The 23,882-nt window shown below is 60.2% G+C and carries 15 protein-coding genes and 1 tRNA gene; 11 read left to right on the forward strand and 5 right to left on the reverse strand.

The window, feature by feature from the left end:
• The 7 genes from CCANI_RS06605 to CCANI_RS06635 all read left to right on the forward strand — a co-directional run bounded on the left by CCANI_RS06605 (position 1) and on the right by CCANI_RS06635 (position 15,751).
• A complete protein-coding gene (locus tag CCANI_RS06605) occupies positions 1-1,140 on the forward strand; it encodes an ATP-binding protein (RefSeq protein WP_146323086.1) in 1,140 nt (379 codons plus the stop codon).
• Positions 1,130-4,480, forward strand: a complete 3,351-nt coding sequence (locus CCANI_RS06610) for a DUF5682 family protein (protein ID WP_146323087.1) — start codon at positions 1,130-1,132, stop codon at positions 4,478-4,480. Before CCANI_RS06605 ends, CCANI_RS06610 begins: the two co-directional genes overlap by 11 nt.
• Positions 4,477-6,087, forward strand: a complete 1,611-nt coding sequence (locus CCANI_RS06615) for a hypothetical protein (protein ID WP_146323088.1) — start codon at positions 4,477-4,479, stop codon at positions 6,085-6,087. Before CCANI_RS06610 ends, CCANI_RS06615 begins: the two co-directional genes overlap by 4 nt.
• Positions 6,088-6,133: 46 nt before the next feature.
• Entirely contained in the window at positions 6,134-7,000 is an 867-nt protein-coding gene (locus CCANI_RS06620; protein ID WP_246118127.1) for a DUF4132 domain-containing protein, read from the forward strand.
• A gap of 35 nt (positions 7,001-7,035) precedes the next feature.
• Positions 7,036-11,700, forward strand: a complete 4,665-nt coding sequence (locus CCANI_RS06625) for a hypothetical protein (protein ID WP_146323090.1) — start codon at positions 7,036-7,038, stop codon at positions 11,698-11,700.
• A 147-nt stretch (positions 11,701-11,847) separates the two neighbouring features.
• Positions 11,848-13,023, forward strand: coding sequence for an SPFH domain-containing protein (locus CCANI_RS06630; protein ID WP_146323091.1), 1,176 nt, complete (start codon positions 11,848-11,850; stop codon positions 13,021-13,023).
• Between the two features lie 382 nt (positions 13,024-13,405).
• Positions 13,406-15,751 (forward strand): hypothetical protein, encoded by a 2,346-nt coding sequence (locus CCANI_RS06635; RefSeq protein WP_146323092.1) that lies wholly within the window; start codon positions 13,406-13,408, stop codon positions 15,749-15,751.
• A gap of 7 nt (positions 15,752-15,758) precedes the next feature.
• Here the strand turns inward: CCANI_RS06635 and CCANI_RS06640 are convergent, their stop codons facing one another.
• From CCANI_RS06640 to CCANI_RS06660, 5 genes are all read right to left on the reverse strand, one after another.
• On the reverse strand, positions 15,759-16,487 hold the full coding sequence (locus tag CCANI_RS06640; RefSeq protein WP_146323093.1) for an Ltp family lipoprotein: 729 nt from the start codon (positions 16,485-16,487) through the stop codon (positions 15,759-15,761).
• 264 nt (positions 16,488-16,751) lie between these two features.
• Positions 16,752-16,825: transfer RNA gene (locus tag CCANI_RS06645), tRNA-Pro, on the reverse strand.
• A gap of 101 nt (positions 16,826-16,926) precedes the next feature.
• The gene (locus CCANI_RS06650) at positions 16,927-17,889 is read right to left on the reverse strand and encodes a diacylglycerol/lipid kinase family protein (RefSeq protein ID WP_146323094.1); all 963 of its coding nucleotides are present in this window, start codon (positions 17,887-17,889) and stop codon (positions 16,927-16,929) included.
• A 42-nt stretch (positions 17,890-17,931) separates the two neighbouring features.
• Positions 17,932-18,360: a YchJ family protein gene (locus CCANI_RS06655; RefSeq protein WP_146323095.1), complete on the reverse strand. Its 429-nt coding sequence runs from the start codon at positions 18,358-18,360 to the stop codon at positions 17,932-17,934.
• Positions 18,357-19,538, reverse strand: coding sequence for an alpha/beta hydrolase family protein (locus tag CCANI_RS06660; RefSeq protein ID WP_146323096.1), 1,182 nt, complete (start codon positions 19,536-19,538; stop codon positions 18,357-18,359). The genes CCANI_RS06655 and CCANI_RS06660 overlap by 4 nt, the downstream gene beginning before the upstream one ends.
• Before the next feature lie 140 nt (positions 19,539-19,678).
• Here CCANI_RS06660 and secA2 point away from each other — a divergent pair, with 140 nt between their 5' ends.
• From secA2 to CCANI_RS06680, 4 genes are all read left to right on the forward strand, one after another.
• Positions 19,679-21,961 (forward strand): accessory Sec system translocase SecA2, encoded by a 2,283-nt coding sequence (gene secA2, locus CCANI_RS06665; protein WP_146323097.1) that lies wholly within the window; start codon positions 19,679-19,681, stop codon positions 21,959-21,961.
• Between the two features lie 87 nt (positions 21,962-22,048).
• Positions 22,049-22,486 (forward strand): oxoglutarate dehydrogenase inhibitor Odhl, encoded by a 438-nt coding sequence (odhI, locus tag CCANI_RS06670; RefSeq protein WP_146323098.1) that lies wholly within the window; start codon positions 22,049-22,051, stop codon positions 22,484-22,486.
• A 42-nt stretch (positions 22,487-22,528) separates the two neighbouring features.
• Positions 22,529-23,257: a transcriptional regulator FtsR gene (ftsR, locus tag CCANI_RS06675; protein WP_146323099.1), complete on the forward strand. Its 729-nt coding sequence runs from the start codon at positions 22,529-22,531 to the stop codon at positions 23,255-23,257.
• A 4-nt stretch (positions 23,258-23,261) separates the two neighbouring features.
• Positions 23,262-23,813, forward strand: coding sequence for a bifunctional nuclease family protein (locus CCANI_RS06680; RefSeq protein WP_146323100.1), 552 nt, complete (start codon positions 23,262-23,264; stop codon positions 23,811-23,813).
• The last annotated feature ends 69 nt before the right edge of the window (positions 23,814-23,882 follow it).

The raw sequence follows: 23,882 nt of genomic DNA on the forward strand, positions 1-23,882 counted from the left end.
GTGAATGACAACCAACAGATAGCCCTCCCCGAAGTCCGCTACGCCGATGAACTGGCGTTTCTCGCCGTGTATGACCAAGGCCCGAAGCCCCCGGGCTGGTTGCTCACCCCGCAATCCGTGGTCAATTTCATTTGCGGCGCGGTGGGTTTACGCCTTACCCCCGCCAAGAAAAAACAACATCCAGAGCTGCCGCAGCGCATGGATATCACCCCCAAATTTATAGGCAATCAGGCGCTCATCGAACGCTGCGTGGTCACGCTTGCTGGCTCGCGGGCGCTGATGTTGGTTGGCGAGCCGGGCACGGCAAAGTCCATGCTTTCCGAACTTTTATCCGCCGCGATTTGCGGCACTTCGGAGCTGACGGTGCAGGGGAGCGCGGGGACCACGGAGGACCAATTGCGCTACGGCTGGAACTACGCCATGCTGTTGGCGCAGGGCCCGAACGAGGCGGCGCTGGTGCCGTCGCCGGTGCTGCAGGCGATGGTCACCGGGAAGGTGGCGCGCATCGAGGAAATCACCCGCTGCCAGCCGGAAGTCCAGGATGCCATCGTGCCGATCCTGTCCGAGCGCCGCATGGCCATCCCCGAATTGGGCGAGCATAGCGTGCCGGCGATTCAGGGGTTCTGCGTGATCGCTACCGCGAACCTGCGCGATAAGGGGGTGAGCGAAATGAGCGCCGCTTTAAAGCGCCGTTTCAATTTCGAACATATTGACCCGATTGCGGATCGCGACGCGGAGGTTGCGCTGGTAACAACGAAGACGAAGCAGGCGCTTGTGGACGCCGCCGCACCGGGCAGCGTCGACGAGGTAGTTGTGAACACATTGGTCACAATTTTCCGCGATTTGCGCAATGGCATCACCCCCGAGGGTTGGGCGGTGGAAAAGCCGGGCACGATCATGTCTACCGCAGAGGCCGTGGCCATCTCGTCTTCGATAGCGCTTTCGACTTCATATTTTCCGCAGGGCCCGAGCGCGCTGCAGCTGATCCCCGGCCATTTGCTGGGTGCGGTGCGCAAGGACGATGATAAGGACGCCGGCCGCCTGCAGGCGTATTGGGATGCTGTGATCCGCCGCCGCACCCACGAAGACCACGCGGGGACGTGGCGCACATTGTGGGAGGCGCGCGAGGATGTTCGCTGACCCCGAAGAGCTTCTCGACGCCCTGACCTCGGCCTCCCACACATTCTTCGGCGTTCGCCACCACTCACCGGCATGTGCTCGGGCGGTGATCGCGGCGGCTGAGGAGCTACAACCTCAAGCCATCGCGGTGGAATTTCCGGCGGATTTGGCGGAGGTGCTGCCGTGGTTATGGCATGCGGAGACCGTCGCGCCGGTGGCGGTGGCGGTATCCGATAAGGAGGTCGGGCCGATCGGAATGTCGCTGTACCCATTCGCGGACTTTTCGCCAGAGTTAGCGATTATCCGGTGGGCTGGGCAGCGCGGGATCCCCGTGCATTGCATTGATCTTCCCGTTGGGGCCCGGTATCAGGTTGTGCAAGACGAAGCCGGCGATGGCGCCAACCGTGATCTTGTTGATGTGAGCGAACTGGTGGGCCAGGAGGCGTGGGACACGCAGGTGGAGGCCCGCGCGATCGGGCAGGGGTGGCGCAATGTGCGCCGCGCCGCGTTGGCGGTGGGTATCGGCGCGCGGCTGGCGGAGCCGGGTCTGGATGCCTACACCGCCGCCCGCGAGGCGTATATGCGTTCGTGCCTTGCGGAAGTTCCCGAGGCTACCTTGGTTGTGGTCGGATCCTTCCACTGCCTCGGCCTGTTATCCGGCGAGGCCGCAGCGCCTGCGGCATTGCGTCCGATCGTGTCGTCGCTTGTGCGTTATAGCTTTGAGCAATTGGACTCCCGTTCCGGCTATGCCTCTGGTATTCGCGATCCCCAGTGGCAGCAGGGGATCTGGGCCTGCGAAACCGCCGACGAGGTCGTGGATTTCACGCGCGGGATCATCACCGATATCGCCCGTACGTGCCGCGCGGCCGGGGAGCCTGCGGGCACCGGCGAGGTCGCGGAGGCCTGCCGTTTTGCCGGTGATCTCGCTCGTATCCGCGCGCTTCCGGCACCGGGTCGGCGCGAATTGGTGGAGGCCATGACCAGCGTGTTTGCGCATGGCAACGTGACCGGCCGGGGGCGTGGGATCGCCGATGCCATGCGCGAGGTGCTCGTGGGCGATCGCTTTGGCGAACTACCCTCCGCAGCCCCGGTACCCGCGCTGGAGGCGCACACCCGTGCGGAGATGGAAAAGCTCGGATTGCCGTTCAAGGAACGCCAGGCGAGCGCGACCCGGCGGATCGACCCGTTTCAGGGCGGCAAGGATTTCGCCCGGCACCTGCTGCTGGCCCGCCTTGAGGTATTGGATATCAGCTATGTGCGGGAACGCACCAACGCCTCGAATCGCGGGCTAGAGGCGCGAAGCTACACCGCCACCTGTTCGTTTAGCTCCAATACGGCGGCGGGCCTGGCGGCGGTGTCCCACGCCGGCGTCACGCTCGAACAGGTAATCAATACCGTGCTGGGTGCCAGGTTGGGCGCGCAAGTCGCGGCCGCGGGCGAACTAGATCCCCGCGTGGTGCTTGAGGTGCTGCAACACGCGGCCCGCACGGGTGCCAACGAGGTGCTGCTCGCGGCGGTCACGGCGCTGGAATCTCACGTCCTGCATCGCTTGGGGTTTACCGATGCCGTGCAGGTCATCGAAGTGCTGCTCGGCGTCGTCGGCAACCGGGAACCCGCGGGGCGGCTGTTTAGCCAACACGTTTTGGCCAGGTGCCGGGCCGTGGCGGACCAATTGGGTTCGGTGGTAGTCCGCGAAATCCGCGGCATCGCGGGTTCGGAGGACCCGGAGCACGCCCGGCTGCTCGGGCAGGTCGCCGGTTTGATCGGTACGCATCAAGTGAGCGTGGGCGCCGTCATGGAACAGGTGAAACGGGAAGGCTCACCATTGATGCAGGGCGCGGCCTATGCGGTTTTGGACGCCCTGGATCACGGCGAGGCCGACTACACACAAACCTCCGAATTTATCGGCAGCTGGATCGACCAATGCGCGGCCGGTGCAACGCGCGCAAAGCTGCAATTGCGGCTCACGGGTTATCTTTGCGCATCCCGCGGCGTGTGGTGCGATAGTCCCTGCATGGACGCCATTATCGAACGCGTGGCCGGGATCGAGGACGCCCATTTCGTGCAAGCGCTACCGGCGCTGCGCGGCGCTTTTGATACGGTGCCGGCCTCGGAGCGGGAACGCTTCTTGGACTACCTTCGCGATCGCGTGGGCGCGGTGGCGCGGACCGCCAGCATCGATCCCCGCCTGCTGGAGGCGAACGCGCGCATGGATGTCGCCGCGCGTGAGCGCTTAGCGGCGTTGGGGTTGGCGGATGTGTCGTTTACGCCCGCCATGCGGTGGCGGTTGATCCTCGGCGCAGAACCGGAGCAACTCGATGCTCGCGGCGCGCAGATGGCCTCCGCCCTCGATGAATTGTATGGCGGGCCCGGGAAGGATGTCACCGGCGAGGCGGATGGCAGGGTCCGCCGGGGTGGCTCCGGGCCCAGCCAGGTCAGCGTGCGAAAATGGCGTGCGGAAATCGAAGCTTTGTTCGGCACGGACCATGTCCAAGAAATCTTTGGTGCGGCCGCCGAAAAGGGCCGCCCCGACGTGGTGACCTCCCTCGATGTGGACCAGGTGCGGCCCTCGATTGACCTGCTGACCACGGTGCTGAACCTCAAGGGCGCGCTGCCGGAATCTCGGTTGCGCCAGCTGCGCCCTTTGGTGGCCCGCATTGTTGAGGAGCTGTCCCGGGTGCTAGCCCAGGATCTGACCCCGGTGATGTCCGGCTTTGCGCGTTCGCAGCCGACGCGTCGCAAGAGCGCGCGCTTGGATATGCCGCTCACCATCAGGCGCAACCTCAAACATGTTGTCGAGCTCGACGGGCGCCCGCAAATCGTGCCTGTGGTGCCCATATTTCGCACCCCGGAGCAGCGCACCTCGCCGTGGCACGTTATCGTGCTTGTGGATGTTTCCGGCTCCATGGAAGCTTCCACGGTGTACGCCGCCATGACCGCCGCGATCCTTACTGGTGTTCGAACCATGAAGGTGAGTTTTATTACCTTTGATACCAGCGTGATCGACCTATCCGGGCTCGCCGGCGACCCCCTAGAGCTCCTTTTAGAGATCCGCGTAGGCGGCGGTACGGATATCGGGCAGGCGGTGCGTTACGCCGCAACCAAGGTAGAAAACCCCACCAAAACAGCGCTCATACTGGTGAGCGATTTCGAGGAATTCGGCTCGCTGGGCAAATTGCTTGGCGGCATTCGAAGCCTCGCGGAATCGGGTGTAAAACTGATCGGCTGCGCGGCCCTAGACGATACCGGCCAAGCCGTGTATAACGTCGGTATCGCCGAGCAGGTTGCGGCGGCCGGCATGCGTGTGGCCAGCGTAACGCCGATGCAGCTCGCCCGTTGGGTCAAGGAGGCGCTTTCGTGAGCAATCCATTGCCACCATTGGATCCGGCGTTGAGCGCCGCCGCCTTAGCCGAGCTCGCACCGCGATTGTTAAAGCGCGCGGAAAAGCTCGCCGCCGATTCGGATACCTGGGAAGTTCACGCCGATAGCACAGCCGTGCGCATTACCATTGGGCAGTCCACGGTGACGCTTACCGACGCCCTGACTTGTGACTGTTTGCTGTCACCCCGCTGCGCGCACATTGGGGCGGTATGTGTCGCCGCCCCAGTCGGCGAGGCAACGGTTGCCGCCGAACCGGCGGCATCGCCTCCCGAAACCCCAGCAGAAGATCCGAAATCAAATTCGAATTCCGAGGGGGCCGCGTGGGCAAAAGAGCTCCCCGCCCCGGCCGTTATTGCGGAGATCGTGGCAAGCGTCAATGGCATCCTGGCCGGGATCCTCGGCTATGGTCTGGGGCAGCTGAGCATCCAGCAGCACACGGAATTATTGGCCTGCGTGCAACGCGCACGTGTGTGCGGTCTCCCGCGCCTCGAACGCGCCCTGACGGCGGTGGCCACGTGTTCGCAGCACATGCGAATGGGCCGTCCGATAGGCCGCCTCGATGCCACGATCGCCATTATGAGGTTGGCGTACCTGTGTCATTGCCTCGAACGCGATCCCGCAGATAGGGAGGCCATTGGTCAGGCCCGTCGCGCGTACGCCACATTGGATGCGCAATCCGGTGTCGGCGCCGGGATGTTCACCCCGATCTACGCCGAGCCGATCGTGACGGCCTCCGGTTTCGCCGGGGTCAGTGTGGTGCTGATGACCTCCCAAGGCGGTTTCTATTCCGTGACCAAAACCCCGCCGGGCGATGCGGACGATATCGCCGCGGTGTGGCACGGTCCGATTCGGCTGGGGGACCTGCATTGCAGCCACGCGCAACTCGCGCAGCGGGTGCTCATGGTCACCGGCGGCAAGGCGTCCTCGGATGGTCGCATCGGCTCCGGCAAGGGCGTGCGCGCCGCATTAGGCAAACCCGTCACCCTCGACATGGTCAAAGCGTTGCCGCTTGGCGACGGCCTGATAATCCTCGAAGGCACCATGACGGCCATCACGTTCAAGGGCATGACCTTGCAATTCGCGGAGGATGTCCCGCCGACCACCTTGGGCTTTACGGCGGCCTCCCGCAAGGCCGAGCTCGCAAGTTTTGTCGAGGCGTGCCAGCGTTACCTCAGCAATGAGGTGCCCATGCCGTGCGCATGTTTGGTTCGCGACGGCACCGTGCTGTGCTTCTGGCCATTGGATACATCGTTCGAATTACCCGCGGAGTTTGGTGGCCGCGTGTTTCCCGGTCTCGGGCGCGTGCCGGCACCGGCGCTTGCAAACACCTATGCGAATACGGTGGGTACCGCCGAGGGTGACGACGCCGCGCACCGCAGCGTGAGCGACGTCGTCAATCCTTGGCTCGCACGGGCCGCCCTCGGTGGGTATCAAATGGTGCTGCGGCGGCATCAAGAATTGCATCGCGATGCGGAGCACTTGGAATCTTTGGCCGCCCCGTTTGCCGCAACCTTATTGCGCAATCTTTTGGATCAGCAGACGCCGCAGGCATGTCTTGCGCTGGCGCTATACGCGAATAAATTATAGCCACGAAACAAGTTGGCGTAACCGAAATACAAGGATGACCACTTTTATGGATACAACACAGCAGTGGATTGATGCTGGCGATTATAGTTTCAGGTTGGACGGCGAAACTATTATCGCCAGGAATGCGAAAGGTCGCGTGCTAAAAAGCATTCCGCCGAAGGCGCGGAAAACGGAGGTATTTCAGCGCATCGAAATGTTGCAAGCCTACCTGCAAAGCCACGAGGTGTTATGCGGGGATACGGTGCGCGATTGGTTTTTGAAAGGGCTGCCCGTCCCGGTGGCGCTGGTCGCTGCGGTGTGGCCGGATCCGGCGTGGCAGCGGTGTTTAAAAAACCTCGTGGTATCGGTCGGCGATGATGTGATGGGGTTTCTGCGTTCCGCCACTGAGCAGGGGTTACAGCTGGTGGACCTGGACGGGGAAACCGTGGATATTGGTGCGGCACCAAGCAAGGTGCTGAGCATTCCGCACCCCGCGATCATGGAGGATATTGACCAGTGGCGGGAATTCGCCGTGGAGCTCGGCTTTACGCAGGGCATTGACCAGCTCTTTCGTGATATCTACCGCAAACCCGGCGACAAGGATGGCCTGGAGGCTGCGGTGTCCAAATACGACGGTGCGATGTATAACCAGGCGGGCACGCTGATCGGACGCAGCCGAGGTGCCGGGTTTCAAACCTCCGGTGATTCCATTTCGCTCACCGTATTGGAAAACGGCGTGGAAATCACCGCCATGTTGGGGATCGACGCTTGGTATTACGACGAAGAGGCGGCCCTGTACGAAGTGCAATTCGCCCGCGATGGTCACGTTATTTCTCCGGAACAGGTGGGCCCCATTGCCTGGTCTGAAGGCATTCGTATGTGCGAATTCGTATATGCCGGTCGCAGTATTTCCGAGCAACCAGAACAAGATTAATTACCGCTGAAGTTTACGTGGAGGAGTCTGACACAATGGAACCGAGCTTGATCACGCGGTACGGCGGCGTGGTACCCCTCGAAGAGCAAGGGGAAAAGGATTCGCGGGTGGTCGCGCTTTCGGCCAGTTCCCCGGCGCTGTTGGGGGATCGCGTTGTGGTGCGCGTCGTGGATGAAGCGCTGCTGCCCGCGGAGGTCCTTACCCAGGAATTATTGGGGTTAACCAGCGGATCCTCGCAACCCGTTGGGGCGTCGATTACTCGGGCCGTGGGGTTTCCGGCATGGCCGATGCTCAAGGATCCAGACAATGCGCATCACGCGTTGAACCTTGTCGCAGATTTGGAGTGGGCGCGCCGCCTAGCCCGCGGTTCGACGGGAAAAGTCGCGGCGCGGTTCGACGAGCTCGCCCAGGTGCTCGCGCAGTCGACGCCGCACTTTATCCCCACGCTCTTTGAAGAACTCGCCCGTATCTTCGATAGCGTTGGGAGTTCGCGGTACGCGATTCGGTATTTTGGCAAGGCTCGGGAATTCGAACGCACTTACGGTTTGGAAATCGATCCGCAGCGGCATCGCGAGGTATTCCTGGAATTCGGGCGCCGCGGTTTGATTAGCGCGAAAGAGCTGGCACAGGAGGCGGCTAGTTGCGCGCGGCGCTTCGACGATCCCGCCGAGGCGTACGAATACTTCTTTGACCTGAATATTGACCGCATGAAGGCGGGCGGCGCCCCTTATGTCTATTTGGTGCGGGATTTGATCAAGCTTGGCCGCAATGCCGGCCTTGCGGAGCGAGATATTGCGACGCGCCTGCTCGATGCGGTGATTGATACGCCCGGCATGCGCAAAGCTCCCTTGAAATTCCTTGCCGCATTGGCCACCAAGGCGGGGAGCAAAACCGCGCCTCCCAGCGATCAAGTTATCCGCCTGTTGCTCCGCATGCCCACGGGTACGGAGCTCGATCAATGGTGCGACGTGGTGTTGAAAACCGGGGTCTTGGATGCGCTGCGGGACCAGCCCCAGCTATTCCGCGAATGGTTGGGGAATACCTGGAATGATGTCAGCTCGCCCGATGATTATGATCCCCGGCTGCGCGAATGGATCGCGGAGAATTCCGAAATATTGCGCGATCAACCGATGCGCGTTTCGTTTAAAAAACTTCACATAGCGTATTTGGCGGAGCTTCAACGCTGCGGTGTGCAATGGGAATGGCTGGATTCGGCCGAGTTTCGCACGCGTCATTTGTACCAAATACGCGAAAACCATGCGCAGCATGAACCGCCGTGGGATCTTTCGCCACTTTTTCAGGATGCCGAGATTTGCGAGCGGCTCCTTCATGGGTACAGCGTGGATGAGTTCCTGAGCAGTTTTGCGCATGTATTGCATCAAACCGGCAACGATGACCTCGTGGCGTTCTGTTTGCGCCGCGAAATCCAGCACTTGAGCACGACGAAATTAGTGCCCGCATTGCAGCATGTCGACCCGTGGTTGGGGCATATCCGTGGCCTAGATTTGCCGTCCGACCTGCAGGATTTTATGGTGTCGATCACCGATATCAATGCCGCTGATGTATTGCGCGATAATCTTCGCGCAGGTTTGCTTACGGAGTTCACGTGGCCCGCGTTGGAACGCCAAGTGCAATCGTGGCGAAACAGCACAGAAGCGCGTGGGATGAGGGAAATACAGTTCTATCCTTCGTATCCGGGCATCGTTGTGATTTTTAAAAAGCAGTGCGTTGTTATTGAAGGGGATCAGGTGGTCGCGGAGCGCCGCCTTGATGTCCGACAGAACCTGCACTTCGCGGGCTATTTTGGCGACGAATATGACGTGCTACAAGTAAGCGAAAGCAATTACAACCCAGTGATTAGTGAATGGTCCAGCGGGGCCTTCGTGGAAACGAAAATCGCGGGGTATTTCTGGCGCGGCATCGGATTGCGGTGGAATTCCGTGCCGCTGGCGGGTGGGCGGCTATTGCCTTCTGGGGTGGTCATGCCTGGGCAATCAAGCCTTCACCTGCACGCCTACCAAAACGATCTGCGTCAAGTGTTTACCACCAGCGATGGACGCGCGTGGCGTTGCGATGCCGCTGATGTGCCCCAGCGTTTCGCTTGCCACGAGGTCGACCCAGCGACGGGCAATACGAAGGAAGCTGGCCTGCCTTCGTATCTGGAAATCTCGGCCGCCGAAGGCTCCGAAACACGGGTGCCGCTTTCGACCGTGCTTGCGGCACCACACGCGCCGAGCGATAGCATCGTGGCCCTGCACGAAGGAAATATTGTGTGCGTGGTGTCCGAAAAGCCCGCCGCTTCGCCGGACCCCTTGCGGGCCCGCTTGCGGCTCGGCGATGGAACCGAATACGCTTGCGATGTTCCGGTAATTGGGGCGGTGCAAGGCGCGGGTGTCACGCTGCTGGTCGACGATACCGGCAAGGTGTATCTCCCCAACGCCCGGAGCGCGGATGGGCAGCTCGCGTGCGCCCGGGATGGCAGTGGGGCAGTCCACTGGCTGCATCGTTTGCCCTGGTCCATGTGGGTTAACCTGCGGGTGCGGGATCACGACGCTAGCCGTAAGCTGCGCGAGATCACTTCGGAGGACGCGCAGCGGATCCTCGATGCCTTGGATAATCACCCGCTCAAGCGCCCCAAGGCCGAACCAAACCCCAATACGCTGACGGATCGATTTACGGTTACGCATTCGAATTGCAAGGTGGATTCCGATGCGATGCGAACCGTGGCGGAAATCTTGGGAAGTGCGGACCCCGAGCTCTCCGCTAGCGTGGTGCAGCTAGCCATGGAGGTAGCTGCGTTGGCCAAGCGATTTGTTCGAAACCACAAGTTCTTGGCGGGCAAACGCAAGCGAGATGAATTAGCGGCGGAGCATGAGGAACAGGCCGCGGCGACCGAGCCCACCAAGCCGGCGGAGGAGCAGCCGAAGCCGCAGCCCAGTAAAAATTTGGCGGCGCGGGAGTGCGAGCAGCTCGCTAATGCGATCCAAAAACGTCCGGGTGCCCGCGCGAAACGCTGGGTCTGGATGCACATTGTGGGCAATGAGAAGCCGTATTTGATGTGGGCGCAAGGGCCGCTGGTTCCCCCGGAAATGCGGGAATTCATGCGGGAATTCATGCGTTCTGAGCTGTACCACAATTTGGTCAATGAGCAGTGGCGCCACATCTTTGTAAATTGGCAGCAATTGGCCCGCGTGTACGGCAAATCCCATATGGGCATGATCTTCCCCGCAACCCCTACTGTCGACGCCGTGTTAGTACAGCGCGGACAAAAGTACATGAAGGCGCTCATTACGGGCACCCCGCCTACAACCATTGCAAATTCGCCGGTGGTGTCGCATGTGGATATGGCGGAGAAGCTGGGTATTTCGGTTGCGATGTCGCGGGCGGAACTCCAGCGCTGGGTGGACGATCACGAGCAACCGCAAGAGGTGGATATCGCAGCCTGGTTGGCGGAAATGCAGCCCTATATTGATGCGGTGGTTGAGCATTGCGCGTTGACTCCGCGGGCGGCGAAAGTGCTTCTTGCTGGTGGTTTTAATCCGAGCGTGGAGAACCTCAAGCTGTATTGGAACGATCGCGATGATTATTATCGGCCCAGCGCGGATAACCAAGGGTTTAGCATTGGGGATCAGGAGCATTTTAAGGCAGCGTTGAGAAAGCTTTCCCTGACAAAGACGCCGTACCTAAACGCCGTGCGGCAATTGGAGGTATTCCCGCAGGAAAAGGTCGAGTTGTTGCTTGCCGCCGCATATGACCGAAACTTGGAAGCCGTGACGGCCATTGCCAAGACGCTGCGTCAAGCGAAGGTGCCTATGACCGATGAGCAGGTTGATCTTTTGCTTGGTTGGTACACGCCGTATTCCGAAAAGTCCTTTGACCTGTTGCTCCGTGCCGCGAACCCATTGCCGGCCAAGGCAACGCTGCAGTTTGGGATGGGCTATGGCAGGGTGGCCGGCGCGGTTTTGCATTGGGCCACGCATGCGGAAATGAATGATCCATTGCGTGGGTTTTACGCCGACCAATTGGAGGCGCTGAAGACCATCGAAGATAGCGCGTTGGGTAACGAGCATCTGACAAAGTTGCCTTTACAAGGCAAAATCGTTGAGACCGATTACGATGAGTACCCGTGGCTTTCTCCTTCCCATAATGCCGACGCCATTCGGGCAATCAAGGAAGGCGTCTTTGACAACCTGATTGCCTCGTTGCGTCGTCCGGCCGGTCAGCCCGGTTGTGTGATGGATCCTAGGACCTCGGCGAGCGAAACCGTCGCCGCGGTGCAAGAGCAATTGGGGTTAAGCGAAAACGCTGCCACCTATTTCCTGCAATTGTTGTGCCTCGTTGAATGCACGGATCGAAACATTAAGCGATGGAACGCTTGGCGCAAGAAAGAATTCGATCAGGCGCGCGCGGAATTGCTTGCGGCTGGGCTGGTGGTCGAAGGGAAACGCTCTCGAGCAGGGCGAACGGTGTTCTTCGACGGTATGTGGCTGGAGGCTTCGAATCCCCATATGCCAATGGAAGAATGGAAAACCGAGTATTACCTGGTTCGCTACAATCCAAAAGCGTTTTCGGTTGTGCCGTGGTGTCCGCCGATTCTGCCCGCGGAGGAATTGTTTGTTGCGGCGTGGAAACGTTATTCGTCTGGGGATGTGCCGCGCTATGAGGAATTGACCACGAAGCGGTATCGGAAACGTCGATAATATATGCGAATCTTTCGCCGTTTCCAGGGATCTATTGAGGGCAAAGAGGTAGCACTTGGCATGTAAAATGTAGGATATTTTACGGGACAACTCATGTCTCAGTCATATCCTTCGATGCCTGATTAAATTCACTTTTTAAGGAGATAGATGCTGTACTTTATTCCAAAGCCGAATGAGGCCCTTTTGGTCTCTGGTGGGCTGCGGCAGCGTCACGGCACGCCATTTCGTGTGTATATTGGCCGCGGCGTTATCGTGTTGCCGCTGATACACAAGGTGGATCGTCTGCACATTGGCTCGCGTTCGGTTCGGGTGACCGTTGATGCGCAAACCGCCCAAAACATTTCGCTCCAGGTAGAGGCCACTTTTGTGTATCGGGTTAATCCCGATCAGCAAAGCATCGCCGAGGCGGGATCGCGGTTTTTGGGCACCACCGATGAGGAAATGAATCGCATCGCCTCGGATGTGTTTTCCGGTGAGGTTCGTTCTTTGGTGGGTGCGCGCAGCGTTGAGGATATTATTTGTGATCGCGATTCGCTGAATATGGATGTGCTGACGGCCACGGAGCCGAAATTGCTGGCAATGGGTTTGAAGATTGATAATTTCCAAATCAATGAGATCAGCGATCATAACAATCACATCAATAACCTCTCGCAGCCGGAATTGAGCCGCGTTCGGAAACTCGCCGAGGTTTCTGCAGCGCAGGCGGATGCCGAAATTGAAAAGGCGCAACAACAGGCGGCGCGCGATAAATCCTTGTACCAAAAGGAAACGGATCTGCAGGTTTCCTCGAATACAATGGAGACGGCAAAGCAACGCGCCCGCGCCGCCCAATCCGGGCCGACCGCCGAGGCGGAAGCGTTGATTGAGTTGACGCAGCGCCGCAAGGAATTGGCGGCCGAAGAAGCGGAATTGCGCGAGGTGGAATTGATCGCTCAGGTGATTAAACCTGCCGAAGCGGAGGCGAAACGCCGCACCATCGAGGCGCAGGCGGAAGCGCAGGCACAACGCTTGCTTAATGAGGCGCTGGCATCGCACGATCGGATCGGTTTAGACGCCGAAATTATTCAGGTGATGCCGGAGGTTGCCAAAAACATCGCTTCCGCATTGGCGGAAAGCCGAATCACCATGTTTAACGGTGGGGAAGGGCTGACCCAATTGTATTCCGAGATTACCGCGCTGACCCAGCACCTTATTGGCAGCGCGCGAAATCAGGCCCTGAGCAATCAAGATGATTCGCAAACAACTGCCGATGTTGCGAATGCGCTCGCCCTCTCCGAAACCGACGTGAATTCGGTTGATAGCGCCGAGCCGATCGGTTCTTAACCGCGGCGGATCAATCCCGCATTTGTAACGCATTCATCGTGCCCCCGCGCCGGCTGTTTCCTTTGAGCCGATGCGGGGGCACGGCTTTTCCGCGGGCTTTGTATTTGCGTAAACAAGCAATGACAAGCGATTATATATTTTACACATTTATTAGTAGTGTTACGGGATGTGACGTCACTCCCTGCATGCGGGGGTGTGGCTCGTCTTGTTTCGGACATTGTGGTGTAAAACTAGTGAGGCTATAACGCCGGTTGCGAATCTGCTACGTAAACTATACTTCGGTTGAGTTGTGTCAAGTGCGATACGCTGCGCCGATTTTGCGCCTAGGGCACGTTGTGCAGGATTGTTACGGCGGTGGCTTTTGTCGCTGGAGGAGAATGCGTTGGATAACGGAATAAATCGTCGGCGTGCGCTCGTGGAAGAAGCGCTGATGATGGGTGGCCTACGCGCATTTGAAAAACTCCAGTCGGCCTTTGCTGGGGCATCGGACGAACAGCGCAAAGCGCTTGCCCAGATCGTCCCTCCCGAAACGCTTTTTACCTATGAAGGCCCCACCCCGCGCGCCTGCTACCTGTTGTTGGCCAGCGAGTCTCCGGGGGCTGCGGCGGAGCAATTGGTGCGCAACGGGCCGTTTCACGGTGACTATTCGCGGTTATTGTTGGGTGCGGTTGGGCGCACCCCGGAGTGGATTTGCGCATTCGTTGCGGCGCTGCCCAATGATTTCATTGGCTGGGGTTTGCAGCGGGAGGTATTGCGGCAGTCCAAGGTGAAATGTTCGAGCGTGAGTTACCTGCGGGCTTTTGTTAGCAATGGCAATCGCTGCACCTATTACGTGGACCGTCCGGTGGAAAGTTTGTGCGATTTTTTCCGCAACGATCCGGGTCTGCTGAACCACGAGCTTATCGTGGCGCTCAGCACACCCGGCATTGTCGATGAGATCACTCGGTTCCCCGAAAAGCTCGATACGTGGGTCCAGGCGATCGTCCAACTCGCCTCCGAGGATCCACAGCTGCGCAACCGTGTCCTCGACGCGACGTTGAAAGGCCTGTTCAGGGGCGTGTCCAAAATGGATTCCGCGCTGCATATCGCGGTGCACGAGGCCCTAGACCCAACTGCGGAGGAGGTAGCCGCGCGGGTACGGGAATATTGCCTGCTGATGTCGCAGGGGTTGCACGGCTGCATCGAGCTCGGCCAAACGATGCTGCGGCGCAATCTTGGCGCCTGCCCGAGCGAATCCCTCTTGGCGGCTTCCCATGATGTGTTTGAACTCGGCGAGGCGCTGTTGATGCGAAGACAGCTTGGGTTGCTCCGCGAATGGGCGTTGATCACCCCCACGAGAACGCAAAAGATCTGCTCCGTCATGCGCAAGCTGGCCAAGCGGGCACCCCACGACGTGCGAGATTACATTGACCGCGTCGATGGCCCGTGCGCCAATGAGCCGGCGGGGGAGAAGCTGCGAATCCCTACGCCAAAGGCAAAGTTCGGCACTATCATGTACGAACACACAGCGCCGCTGCCCAGTATTGAAGAGCGGCAGTTCGCTACCTTCGTTTCCCATATTTTTGGGCAGTTCGCCAGCGGCACCGAATTGCAATGTGTGATCGATTATTTGGGCAGCAGGCCGGGGTATGAGATCCCCGCGGAGCTGGCTGCCAAAGCGCGAGCCTTCCCGTTATACGAGGATTCTGCGGCCCCGCGCGTGCAGCTTGCGCGCCTGCTCAGAAGCTGCGACGATCCGGAAAACCAATTCGCGGTAAAACAGGCGTACGGCAGGTTGCATTACGACGATTACCAGTGGGAATACATCGAAACCAATGCCCCAATCGGGGTGCTGGGGGCGTTGTTTCAACATGTTTGGGAGGTGCAGCACCAGGGCGTGAGTTATCGCACCGTGACCCCGTTTCCGCGCCAGCACCGCGCCTGGGAGCTCGACGATTTCCGCCCCGAAAAGCTTAACTTTAGCCAGCTGGACACTATCTCCACTGGTTTGGTGTGGCGGGGCATCGGCGATGCTCCCGTTCCCGCAACCGCCCCGATAGAAGAACGTATTTTCGATACGCTGGGCATGTTTAATGAGTACCAGGATCGCGCCCTCGAAGCGTTGATTAGCCGCGACGCGGAGATAGCCATGGACTGGGCGGCGTGGCTTTTGCAGCACAACCTCGATACGCTGGCCGCACTTGCGCACCCAGCGGCACTGGTCTCCGGCATGTCCGTCAATGCGTTCGGTTTGCAGCCGGTACTGCAGGCTCTTGCCACGGTGCGTCGCCCGCTGGTGGCACCGGAGTATTCATTGCTCGCCCTTACCAGTTGCGCCCTGCACCAGCGCCATCGGTACGCGAGCGCGCAAACGCTGGCGGCGTGGGCATTGTCGGGGGTTTTCAAGGCGGATTTTTTCGCGGACCAGGTTGCCACGTTGTGGTCGCTGGGCCTGATCCGCCCGGCGCGCCTTGCGGCCACGCTTGCGGACGCCGCCCAAATTAACGCCATCAGCGGTTACCGCATCCTGCAGGCTGTGGAGCGCATTCTCAATGATTGCGAAGATATTGGCGAAAGCGAGACGCTGTTGCGGTTCGCGGCGATGCTGTCACTCGATTACGGAACCCCGATTTCCCTCCCCGATACGATCGTCAATGTGGTCGATCCGCCCCGCGCGATTTCGGTCCTGGCCGCGGTCATTCCGCGCGAGACAAAGCTGGCCCGCGCGGCCGCCGCCCAAGCGCAATAGGGCCGCGTTATCCGCCGGATCGTTTCGTCAGGGTGTCCACCGCGTATTGCGCCTCCTCCGAGGTGAATTGACCGCCGTATTCGGAGGTAAGTTGCTCGTAAACCTGATTGATCGGCATATCCATCTCATTCACATACACCTCCGCCTGTTTTAATGCGTTTTCCTTCCAATCGATATCCAGGCTTTCGATCGCCTCCTGGGCCGTCTCCGGAGTGAAACTATCGTAAGTCACCAGCTGTTCTTGGAGATCCTTTTTGGAAAGGTTCAGCAAATCGGCGTATCGTTGCGCGGACACTTTCGCCGCTTCCACATCGGTATTTGTACCGGCGGGCGCCCCGCTCGACGTGCTAATCGAAGCAGTGGGCAAGGGTCCCGTCTGGATTTCCGGCGGGGATAGAAAAAGCATTCGGCTAATCATCGGCACCACAAATACGGCTGCGACGATAATCAGTGCGATAAACAATACGGCGCCAATGATCCCCGCGATCAGGCACCCGTTCTTCTTCTTTTTTTGCGGCTGCGGGGGTTGCTGCATGCCCGCATAGTTCGGCGCACCAGCTTGCGGCATCCCCGCCGGAGGCATCCCCGCAGCGGGACCGGGGCCGTAGAACCCTTGTCCGGGTGTCGGCGTGGGGGGCACTTCCGCCGGTGTGTTCTGTTGCCCTTGGGGTGCGCCGTTGCCGCCGCCGGGGTGATAGCTATAGGGGTTTGGTGGGGTCGAATTCGGGTTTGTCATCGAAACCTTTCGCGTAGGCTGCGACCATATTATTTGCCAAAAGCTTATACGCTTCTTGCTACCTAATCATGTTAGCTATTAAGCAGTACCAAAGAAAACACGCACACAATGCGAAAAACTGGTGCCCGCAACATTTGGGGCCACGCATTGTTGCTTATCGACGCCCCGCCACCCCAACCAATCAGCTAAAACTTGCGCATTGCGGGCTTTCTGCCAAAACGCGTTGAAGCCCAGCTGGGAATCATGTTCTCAGCTGGGCTGTTGTCGGACTGACAGGATTTGAACCTGCGACCCCTTGACCCCCAGTCAAGTGCGCTACCAAGCTGCGCCACAGTCCGGTGTTGGTCTTGGTGCGAGTGCACCGCGGCAACTGCTATAGGTTACAACACTGTGGTTCCCTTGGGCTAATCCGCAGGTCAGCGCGCAGATACGGGGAGGATTATCGGACTCGGATCGCGCCTGGCTGGATGGTTACCTCGATGCGGGTGGTTTCTCCCACTTCGTCGCCGTCGATCTCAAAGATGCGGGGTTCGGCCAGGATGATGGTGAATTCCGTGGCCCGTCGGTGGGTGATGGTGCTGCTGCTGTGTGCGCTCATGTGCCGCGTGAACACTCGTTTGATCCCGTTGTCCCACACCACATTGCGCAGGGTGTCCAACCAGCCCCAAATCCCGCGCGCCTGCAGCACGAGGATATCCAGTTCGCCGTCGCTGGGGTCGGCGTCGGGAAGCAACCGGAAGCCGCTTTGCAGGGTGCCGCAATTGCCTATGATCAGCGTGTGCGCCCGCAGCTTTTTGGTTTTCTTGCCGTGCTCGGGGTGCCGGCGGGGGAGCCGCAGCCGGATATCCACCAGTTCGCTTGCGGATACCGCCCTGCCCACGGATTCGAGGTAGGCGAGCCACCCAGCGGTTTCCTTGAGGCTGTCGTTGGTTTCGGTGATCATGTGGGCGTCGATACCAAAGCCGGCCATGACCACAAAGGCGTGGCGGCAATGTCCCGCTGCGGTACTGATTTCGGCCCACCCGATATCGATGCGGCGCGGGTTATTGATAAACGCGCGGTTAAAGGCGGCGGTGGGATTATTCAGCGGCACCCCCAGGTTGCGGGCCAGCAGATTGCCGGTGCCCAGCGGGATAATGCTCATTTCGGCGGTGGATTTCGTCACGGCGAGGTGTTCGGCCACGGCCCGGATGGTGCCGTCCCCGCCCGCCGCAAAAATAAGCGTTGCCCCGGCGTCTATGGCGCGTTGGGCGGCCATTTGGCCGGCGTCCTCCGGGGTGGTTTCGTACCAGGCGACCTCAAGGTTTTCAACATTAACCAGCCGCCTGTCAAAGGCGGCCTCTAACGCGGCCTTATCCGTTTTTGTTGGGTTCCAGATAATACCGATGCGGTTGCCCGTCACAGTGGTTGTCCTTCCCCTAGCGCTGAGGTGATACCACTTACTTTAGGGGGAACCGCCGGTTTTGGCATCGGCCTTCATGGTCCCAGCCACATACAGCCATTGGTTGCCCTCTTTGCGGAACCGCGAAAGCTCCCGCTGCACTCCAGGGATGCCTTCGCCTAGGCCCGCGAGAATCCCGCCCGGAATCGCCGCCGTGGGCTGGTTTTTTACTAAGTAATGCGCGGAGAATTCCACGGTATTGCCAACCGCACTATGCACCTTGAGCGCAAAGTATTGGATGTTTGGGTCCAATTCGTAGCGCGCGGGCCGCGTTTCCGGCGCGTGGGTGCGGTGGAGGTACGCGGCGTCGCCACGCACGAAGGCGGTGTACCGCGAGCGCATCAGTGCTTCCGGGGTGGGTGCGGGCGCGCCACGGTGGTACACGCCGCAACATTGTTCGTATGGCGTTCCGCTACCGCACGGACACATCATTGGTCCTCATCGACGATCCGCACGCCTCCGAGCAATTGTTCGATCGGCGTGTTGGCTGCGGCCGCCAGCAATTCCGCGCGCTCCGACTCGGACACGCTGCCCAGCAGGCTGATCTTGCGGCGCAGCACGGGCTGTTCGTCGGAGCTAAACACCTGAGACATGCTTACCTCCACATCGTCCAAGCCGCGGATCTTGGATTCCTTCGCAGCCTCCCGGATCGCCTGCGAGGTCGCCGCGGCGAGCGCGGAAAGCAGCAATGAGGTCGGCGAATAGCCTAGGTTTTTGCCTCCCAATGCCTTTTCGCGGTCGGTGGTAAAGCTGTGCGTCCCGGTGCGCACCTGGTCGGTGTACCGGCCCGCCGGGATGGAGCGCGCGATGGCCACGCCTTCCGGGATCGCGTCTGCGATTGCTTCCTCGTGGGGTTCCAGATAGGGCTCCACCCAGGTGCGGATCAGTTGCGCCGCGCGCTGTGCGGATCCGGCGCGGGTGCACAGGTGGTCGACCTTATCTAGGGCGATCAAAGATTTGGGGTACCGCGCCACCAGGAAGATTTTCTGGGCGTTATCTATGCCGACAGTTTGATCGATCGGGGAGTGCAGGATCAGCAGCGGCCGCCGCAACCTTCCGATATAGCTTTCCGGGTTTACCTCCGCCAAGTCCTCCAGGAATTCGCGTGAGATGGTGATTTCGCGGCCGCCCAGAACGAGGGTGACGGCCCCGGATTCGTCGACTTCGCCGATGCGGTCCGCGAAGTGCAGCACGGCGTGCGCGGGGTCGAAAGGCGCGCCGATGGTGGCCACCGCCCGCAAGCTTCGAATCTGCGTTCCCGCCTTGAGCGCCGCCGCACCGCCGAGGGAATGCCCGATAAGCAATTGCGGCACCTCGTAATGTTCGCTCAACCATTCGCTTGCCGCGACGAGATCTGCCACGTTTTCGCTAAAGGTGGTTTCGTGGAAATTGCCTTCGGATTGCCCCAGCCCGGGGAAGTCGAAGCGGAGGCAGGCGATCCCGTGTTCGGCCAGCGTTTTGGATACGCGGGCGGCGGCGGGGGTGAAACGGTTGCCGGTAAAGCAGTGGGAGAACATCGCCCACGCCACGGGTGGGGTGTCGGGCGTGTCGATAGTCCCAGCCATGGTGAGGCCCTTGCTGCTGGGTAGTTTTACGCTGACGGAATGCACGAGGTGTTGCTCGCTTTCACAACGACGGTTATTGCTCGAACACAACCTTATCCCAGCTAGGAGCCACTGGTCGCGGCGTGTGGCCAGGTCCTGGTTTATGGTTGGGGTTGGCCATACATCACATTAAAGGAGACGCACCGGTGGCGGGATTTGACTGGTTCTGGAAGGCTATGGGCGGTCAGCAGGGCCGTAACCAGAAGCGCAGTAAGGCGATTGTGCAGCGCGCCGACGAGTTGCGGCGTGATTTGTGGCAGCTTGACGACGCCGCGCTGGCAGCCCGCGTCACCAACTCCACCGTCGCCGACGACCCCGCCTTGTTGTTGGCGTGTTTGAGCGTGGCGGCGCATCGCACGATCGGCATGGTGCCGTTCGATGTGCAGAATCAGGCGGTATTGCGCCTGCTGGAGGGCGATGTGGTGCATATGGCTACCGGCGAGGGCAAAACCCTGGTGGGCGCGATGGCGGCTACTGGGTTCGCCTTGTCCGGCAAGCGTGTGCATGTGATGACGGTGAATGATTACCTGGCGGACCGCGACGCCGAGTGGATGCGCCCCCTAGTGGAGTTTTTTGGCTTGTCCGTGGCGAGCGTCACGGAGAAATTGACGCCCGAGCAGCGTCGCGCGGCGTATCGCAGCGATGTGGTGTACGCCCCCGTAAGCGAAATCGGGTTCGATGTGCTGCGGGACCAGCTGATTACGTCCCGCGATCAGGCGGTGCAGCACGGCGCCGATGTGGCGCTGGTGGATGAGGCGGATTCTGTCCTCGTCGATGAGGCGCTGGTGCCGCTGGTGCTGGCGGGCAATGAGCCGGGGCGCGCGCCGACCGGCAAGATCGTGAATGTGGTCAAGCGCCTGCGCCTAGGCGCGCATTACACCGTGGACGATGATCGCCGCAATGTGTTTTTAACGGATGCGGGGGCGGCCGCCGTGGAGCGGGCGTTGGGGATCACCAGTTTGTATAACGATGAGCACGTGGGTTCGACCTTGGTGCAGGTCAATCTGGCGTTGCATGCGCAGGAATTGCTGGTGCGCGATGTGCACTACATTGTGCGCGATGGCAAGGTGGCGCTGATCGACGCCTCCCGCGGCCGCGTTGCGGATCTGCAGCGGTGGCCGGATGGTTTGCAGGCCGCGGTGGAGGCCAAGGAGGGGTTGGCGGTGTCCGAGGGCGGGCGCATCTTGGACACGATGACGCTGCAGGCTTTGGTGGGGCGATATCCGATGGTGTGCGGCATGACCGGCACGGCCGTGGAGGCCACGGACCAGCTCCGCCAATTTTATGACCTGCGGGTTTCGGTGATCGATCGCCACAAGGAGCTGCAGCGTTTCGACGAAGCCGATCGCATCTACGCCACCGAGGCGGAGAAAAACGATGCGATTGTCGCCGAGATTATCGCCCTGAATTCCGTGCAGCGCCCCGTGCTGGTGGGCACGCACGACGTCGCGGAGTCCGAGGCCCTGGCGACCCGGCTGCGCGGCCACGGGATCGAGGTGAGCGTGCTCAATGCCAAAAACGATGCCGAGGAGGCGCGCATTATCGCCGAGGCGGGCGATTTGGGCCGCGTGACGGTGTCTACCCAAATGGCCGGCCGTGGCACAGACATTCGACTCGGGGGCACGGACGAGGCGGACCGCGACGCCGTGGTGGAGCTCGGCGGCCTCGCCGTGATCGGCACCGCGCGGCATCGCACCTCCCGCTTGGATAATCAGCTGCGGGGCCGCGCCGGCCGCCAAGGGGACCCGGGCACGAGCGTGTTTTTCGTCTCATTGGAGGACGATGTGGTGGCCGTGGGCGGCGCGGGGGAATCCGTGACCGCGCACCCGGCGGGCGATGGCCGCATCGATTCCAAACGGGTGCAGGATTTCGTGGAGCATTGCCAACGCGTCACCGAGGGGCAGCTATTGGAGATCCACGCGCAAACCTGGAAATACAACAAGCTGCTGGCGGACCAGCGGGTGATCATCGACGAACGGCGCGCGAACCTACTCGACACGCCCCGTGCATGGGAGGAATTGTCGGCGCGGTCGCCGGAGCGCGCGGCGTCGATAAGCGAACTACCGCAGGAGGTATTGGAGCAGGCAGCGCGGGAAATCATGCTGTATCACCTGGACCGCGGCTGGAGCGAGCATTTGGCATTGCTCGACGATGTCCGCGAATCCATCCACCTGCGCGCCATCGCTAAGGAAACCCCCATCGATGAATTCCACAGAATCGCCGTTGCGGAATTTAAGGAGCTTGCCCAGCGCGCGGTGACGGAAGCTGTGGACACCTTCAATACCGTGCGTATCGACGCCGCGGGGGCACACCTCGCAGATGAAGGCCTCGCACGCCCGTCCGCGACGTGGACCTATATGGTGGGTGATAACCCGCTGGCGGGTGGGGGTAAATCCGTTATTGGCTCGTTATCTGCAATGTTCAGGTAACGTTGGGCACTCGTGGCGGTACCCAACCGCTATGATGAAAAGCATTGGAATTATATCCAGCGAATATGTCGACCCGGAGGTTATACAATGAGCGAGAATCACGGCATCCCTGAGCCGCAGGTAGAGACTACATCAGTCTTTCGTGCGGACCTGCTGAAGGAGATGGAGTCCAATACTGGGCAAAATCCAGCAGTGCCCGTGGGTGCCGATCAACTACCTGTCGGTGCCGCACTCTTGCTAGTGAAGCGCGGTCCGAACGCGGGTTCTCGCTTCCTGTTGGACCGGCCCACCACCAGCGCCGGACGTCACCCCGAAGCGGACATCTTCCTCGATGATGTCACCGTGTCTCGCCGGCATGCGGAATTCCGCATGAACCACGGCGAGTTCGAAGTGGTGGACGTTGGGAGTCTGAACGGCACCTACGTCAACCGCGAACCCAAGAACGCCGCGATCCTGAACACTGGTGATGAAGTCCAGATTGGCAAGTTCCGCCTGGTCTTTATCGCAGGGCCGAAAGCCCAATAAACCCCCCGTTGCTGCCCGCCTCACACAGGAGTAACTCGAACCGTGACTGCACTCCGCAAAACTGCGGCCGTACAGGCTGTAAAAACCGTGAAGACCAAGTCCATTGGTGTGGTGCTAGAACAGCTGCGCGCAGAGTTTCCGGACGTTACCCATTCCAAGATTCGGTTTCTGGAAACGGAAGGTTTGATTGCTCCGCAACGTTCCTCGGCGGGGTATCGGCGGTTTACTGAGGAAGATATTGAACGCCTCCGCTATATCCTGGTGACGCAGCGGGACGATTACCTGCCGCTGAAGGTGATCCGCGAGCAGTTGGAGGCGATGGATTCCGGGGCCGTGACTTCGATAATGCGTGCGAATCGCGCGACGCCGATGATCAGCCCCGACAATTTCCGGGCGCCCGGGGACACGCGCTTCAGCATCGAAGACGTGGCCGCGCAGGCCGGGGTGGAAACTGAACGCGTTGAGCAATTGCTCAGAATCGGCCTGGTCAAGCCGGACGTGTCCGGGTACTTTACCGTCGACGATGTGCGGGTAGTGCAAACCGCCGTCGCATTATCCGAATTCGGATTCGACGAGCGGCATTTGAAATCGCTGCGCACGGCGGCGGGGCGGCAGGCCGGGCTGATCGGCCAGGTTGCCGCGCCCATCGCGCGCTCCCAGGGTGGGGATTCCCGGCAGCGCGCCGAGGAATTATCGCAGCAGATGACGGCGCTGGTGGTGTCATTACACGCTTCACTGGTCAAAAGCGCGTTGCGCGAGGAGTTGGGTTAGCCTTATGGCTTTTATTCCGGTTAAGTATCACGGTGTGCACACCCTTGGACCTGAGAATTTCTACTGCGCTTTATTGCTGTGGAAAGAAAAAAACCGAGTGATTCCGATTTGGATTTCCCAACGGGACGCTGAGCTTTTGGAGGCGCGGGATGCCGGGTATCAGACCCGGCGGCCGGGCACCCACGATCTGCTGGCGGAATCGTTGACGCGGTTAACCAATGGTGTGGCGCAGGTAAATATCGTCAGTTATTTCGAGGGCGTATTTATTGCTTCGATCGTGACAAACGATGGTCAAGAATTGGATGCGCGGCCCGTGGATGCCCTCATTTTGGCGCAATTGCTGAACCTTCCCGTCGCGGTAGATGAGGAGGTAGCTGCGCAAACGGCGGTATTTTTGGTGGATTCTGATCTTCAGGACTACCTAGATATTGAACCTTCGGATATCTTTGACGATACTGAGTTATTGAAGGATGAAGATTTCGAGCAGTTCATGGAAAGCATGGGCGTTTTTGAGGAAGACCTGTTTTCTGAGGACGACGATTCGGACAAAGACTAACCTTCCGGTGCAGGGGCCGTCTTTGGGCGTGTCGTTATTGGAATGCTATTCCAGTTCGTTTAATCTTGC

This window comes from Corynebacterium canis (assembly GCF_030408595.1).
GTDB lineage: Bacteria > Actinomycetota > Actinomycetes > Mycobacteriales > Mycobacteriaceae > Corynebacterium > Corynebacterium canis.

What these genes read in the sequence shown, in the direction of transcription:
- CCANI_RS06610 (WP_146323087.1), top strand. Translation starts at nt 1,130, where the DNA reads ATGTTCGCTGACCCCGAAGAGCTTCTCGACGCCCTGACCTCGGCCTCC.
- CCANI_RS06620 (WP_246118127.1), top strand. Translation starts at nt 6,134, where the DNA reads ATGGATACAACACAGCAGTGGATTGATGCTGGCGATTATAGTTTCAGG.
- CCANI_RS06625 (WP_146323090.1), top strand. Translation starts at nt 7,036, where the DNA reads ATGGAACCGAGCTTGATCACGCGGTACGGCGGCGTGGTACCCCTCGAA.
- CCANI_RS06630 (WP_146323091.1), top strand. Translation starts at nt 11,848, where the DNA reads ATGCTGTACTTTATTCCAAAGCCGAATGAGGCCCTTTTGGTCTCTGGT.
- CCANI_RS06640 (WP_146323093.1), bottom strand. Translation starts at nt 16,487, where the DNA reads ATGACAAACCCGAATTCGACCCCACCAAACCCCTATAGCTATCACCCC.
- CCANI_RS06655 (WP_146323095.1), bottom strand. Translation starts at nt 18,360, where the DNA reads ATGATGTGTCCGTGCGGTAGCGGAACGCCATACGAACAATGTTGCGGC.
- odhI (WP_146323098.1), top strand. Translation starts at nt 22,049, where the DNA reads ATGAGCGAGAATCACGGCATCCCTGAGCCGCAGGTAGAGACTACATCA.
- CCANI_RS06680 (WP_146323100.1), top strand. Translation starts at nt 23,262, where the DNA reads ATGGCTTTTATTCCGGTTAAGTATCACGGTGTGCACACCCTTGGACCT.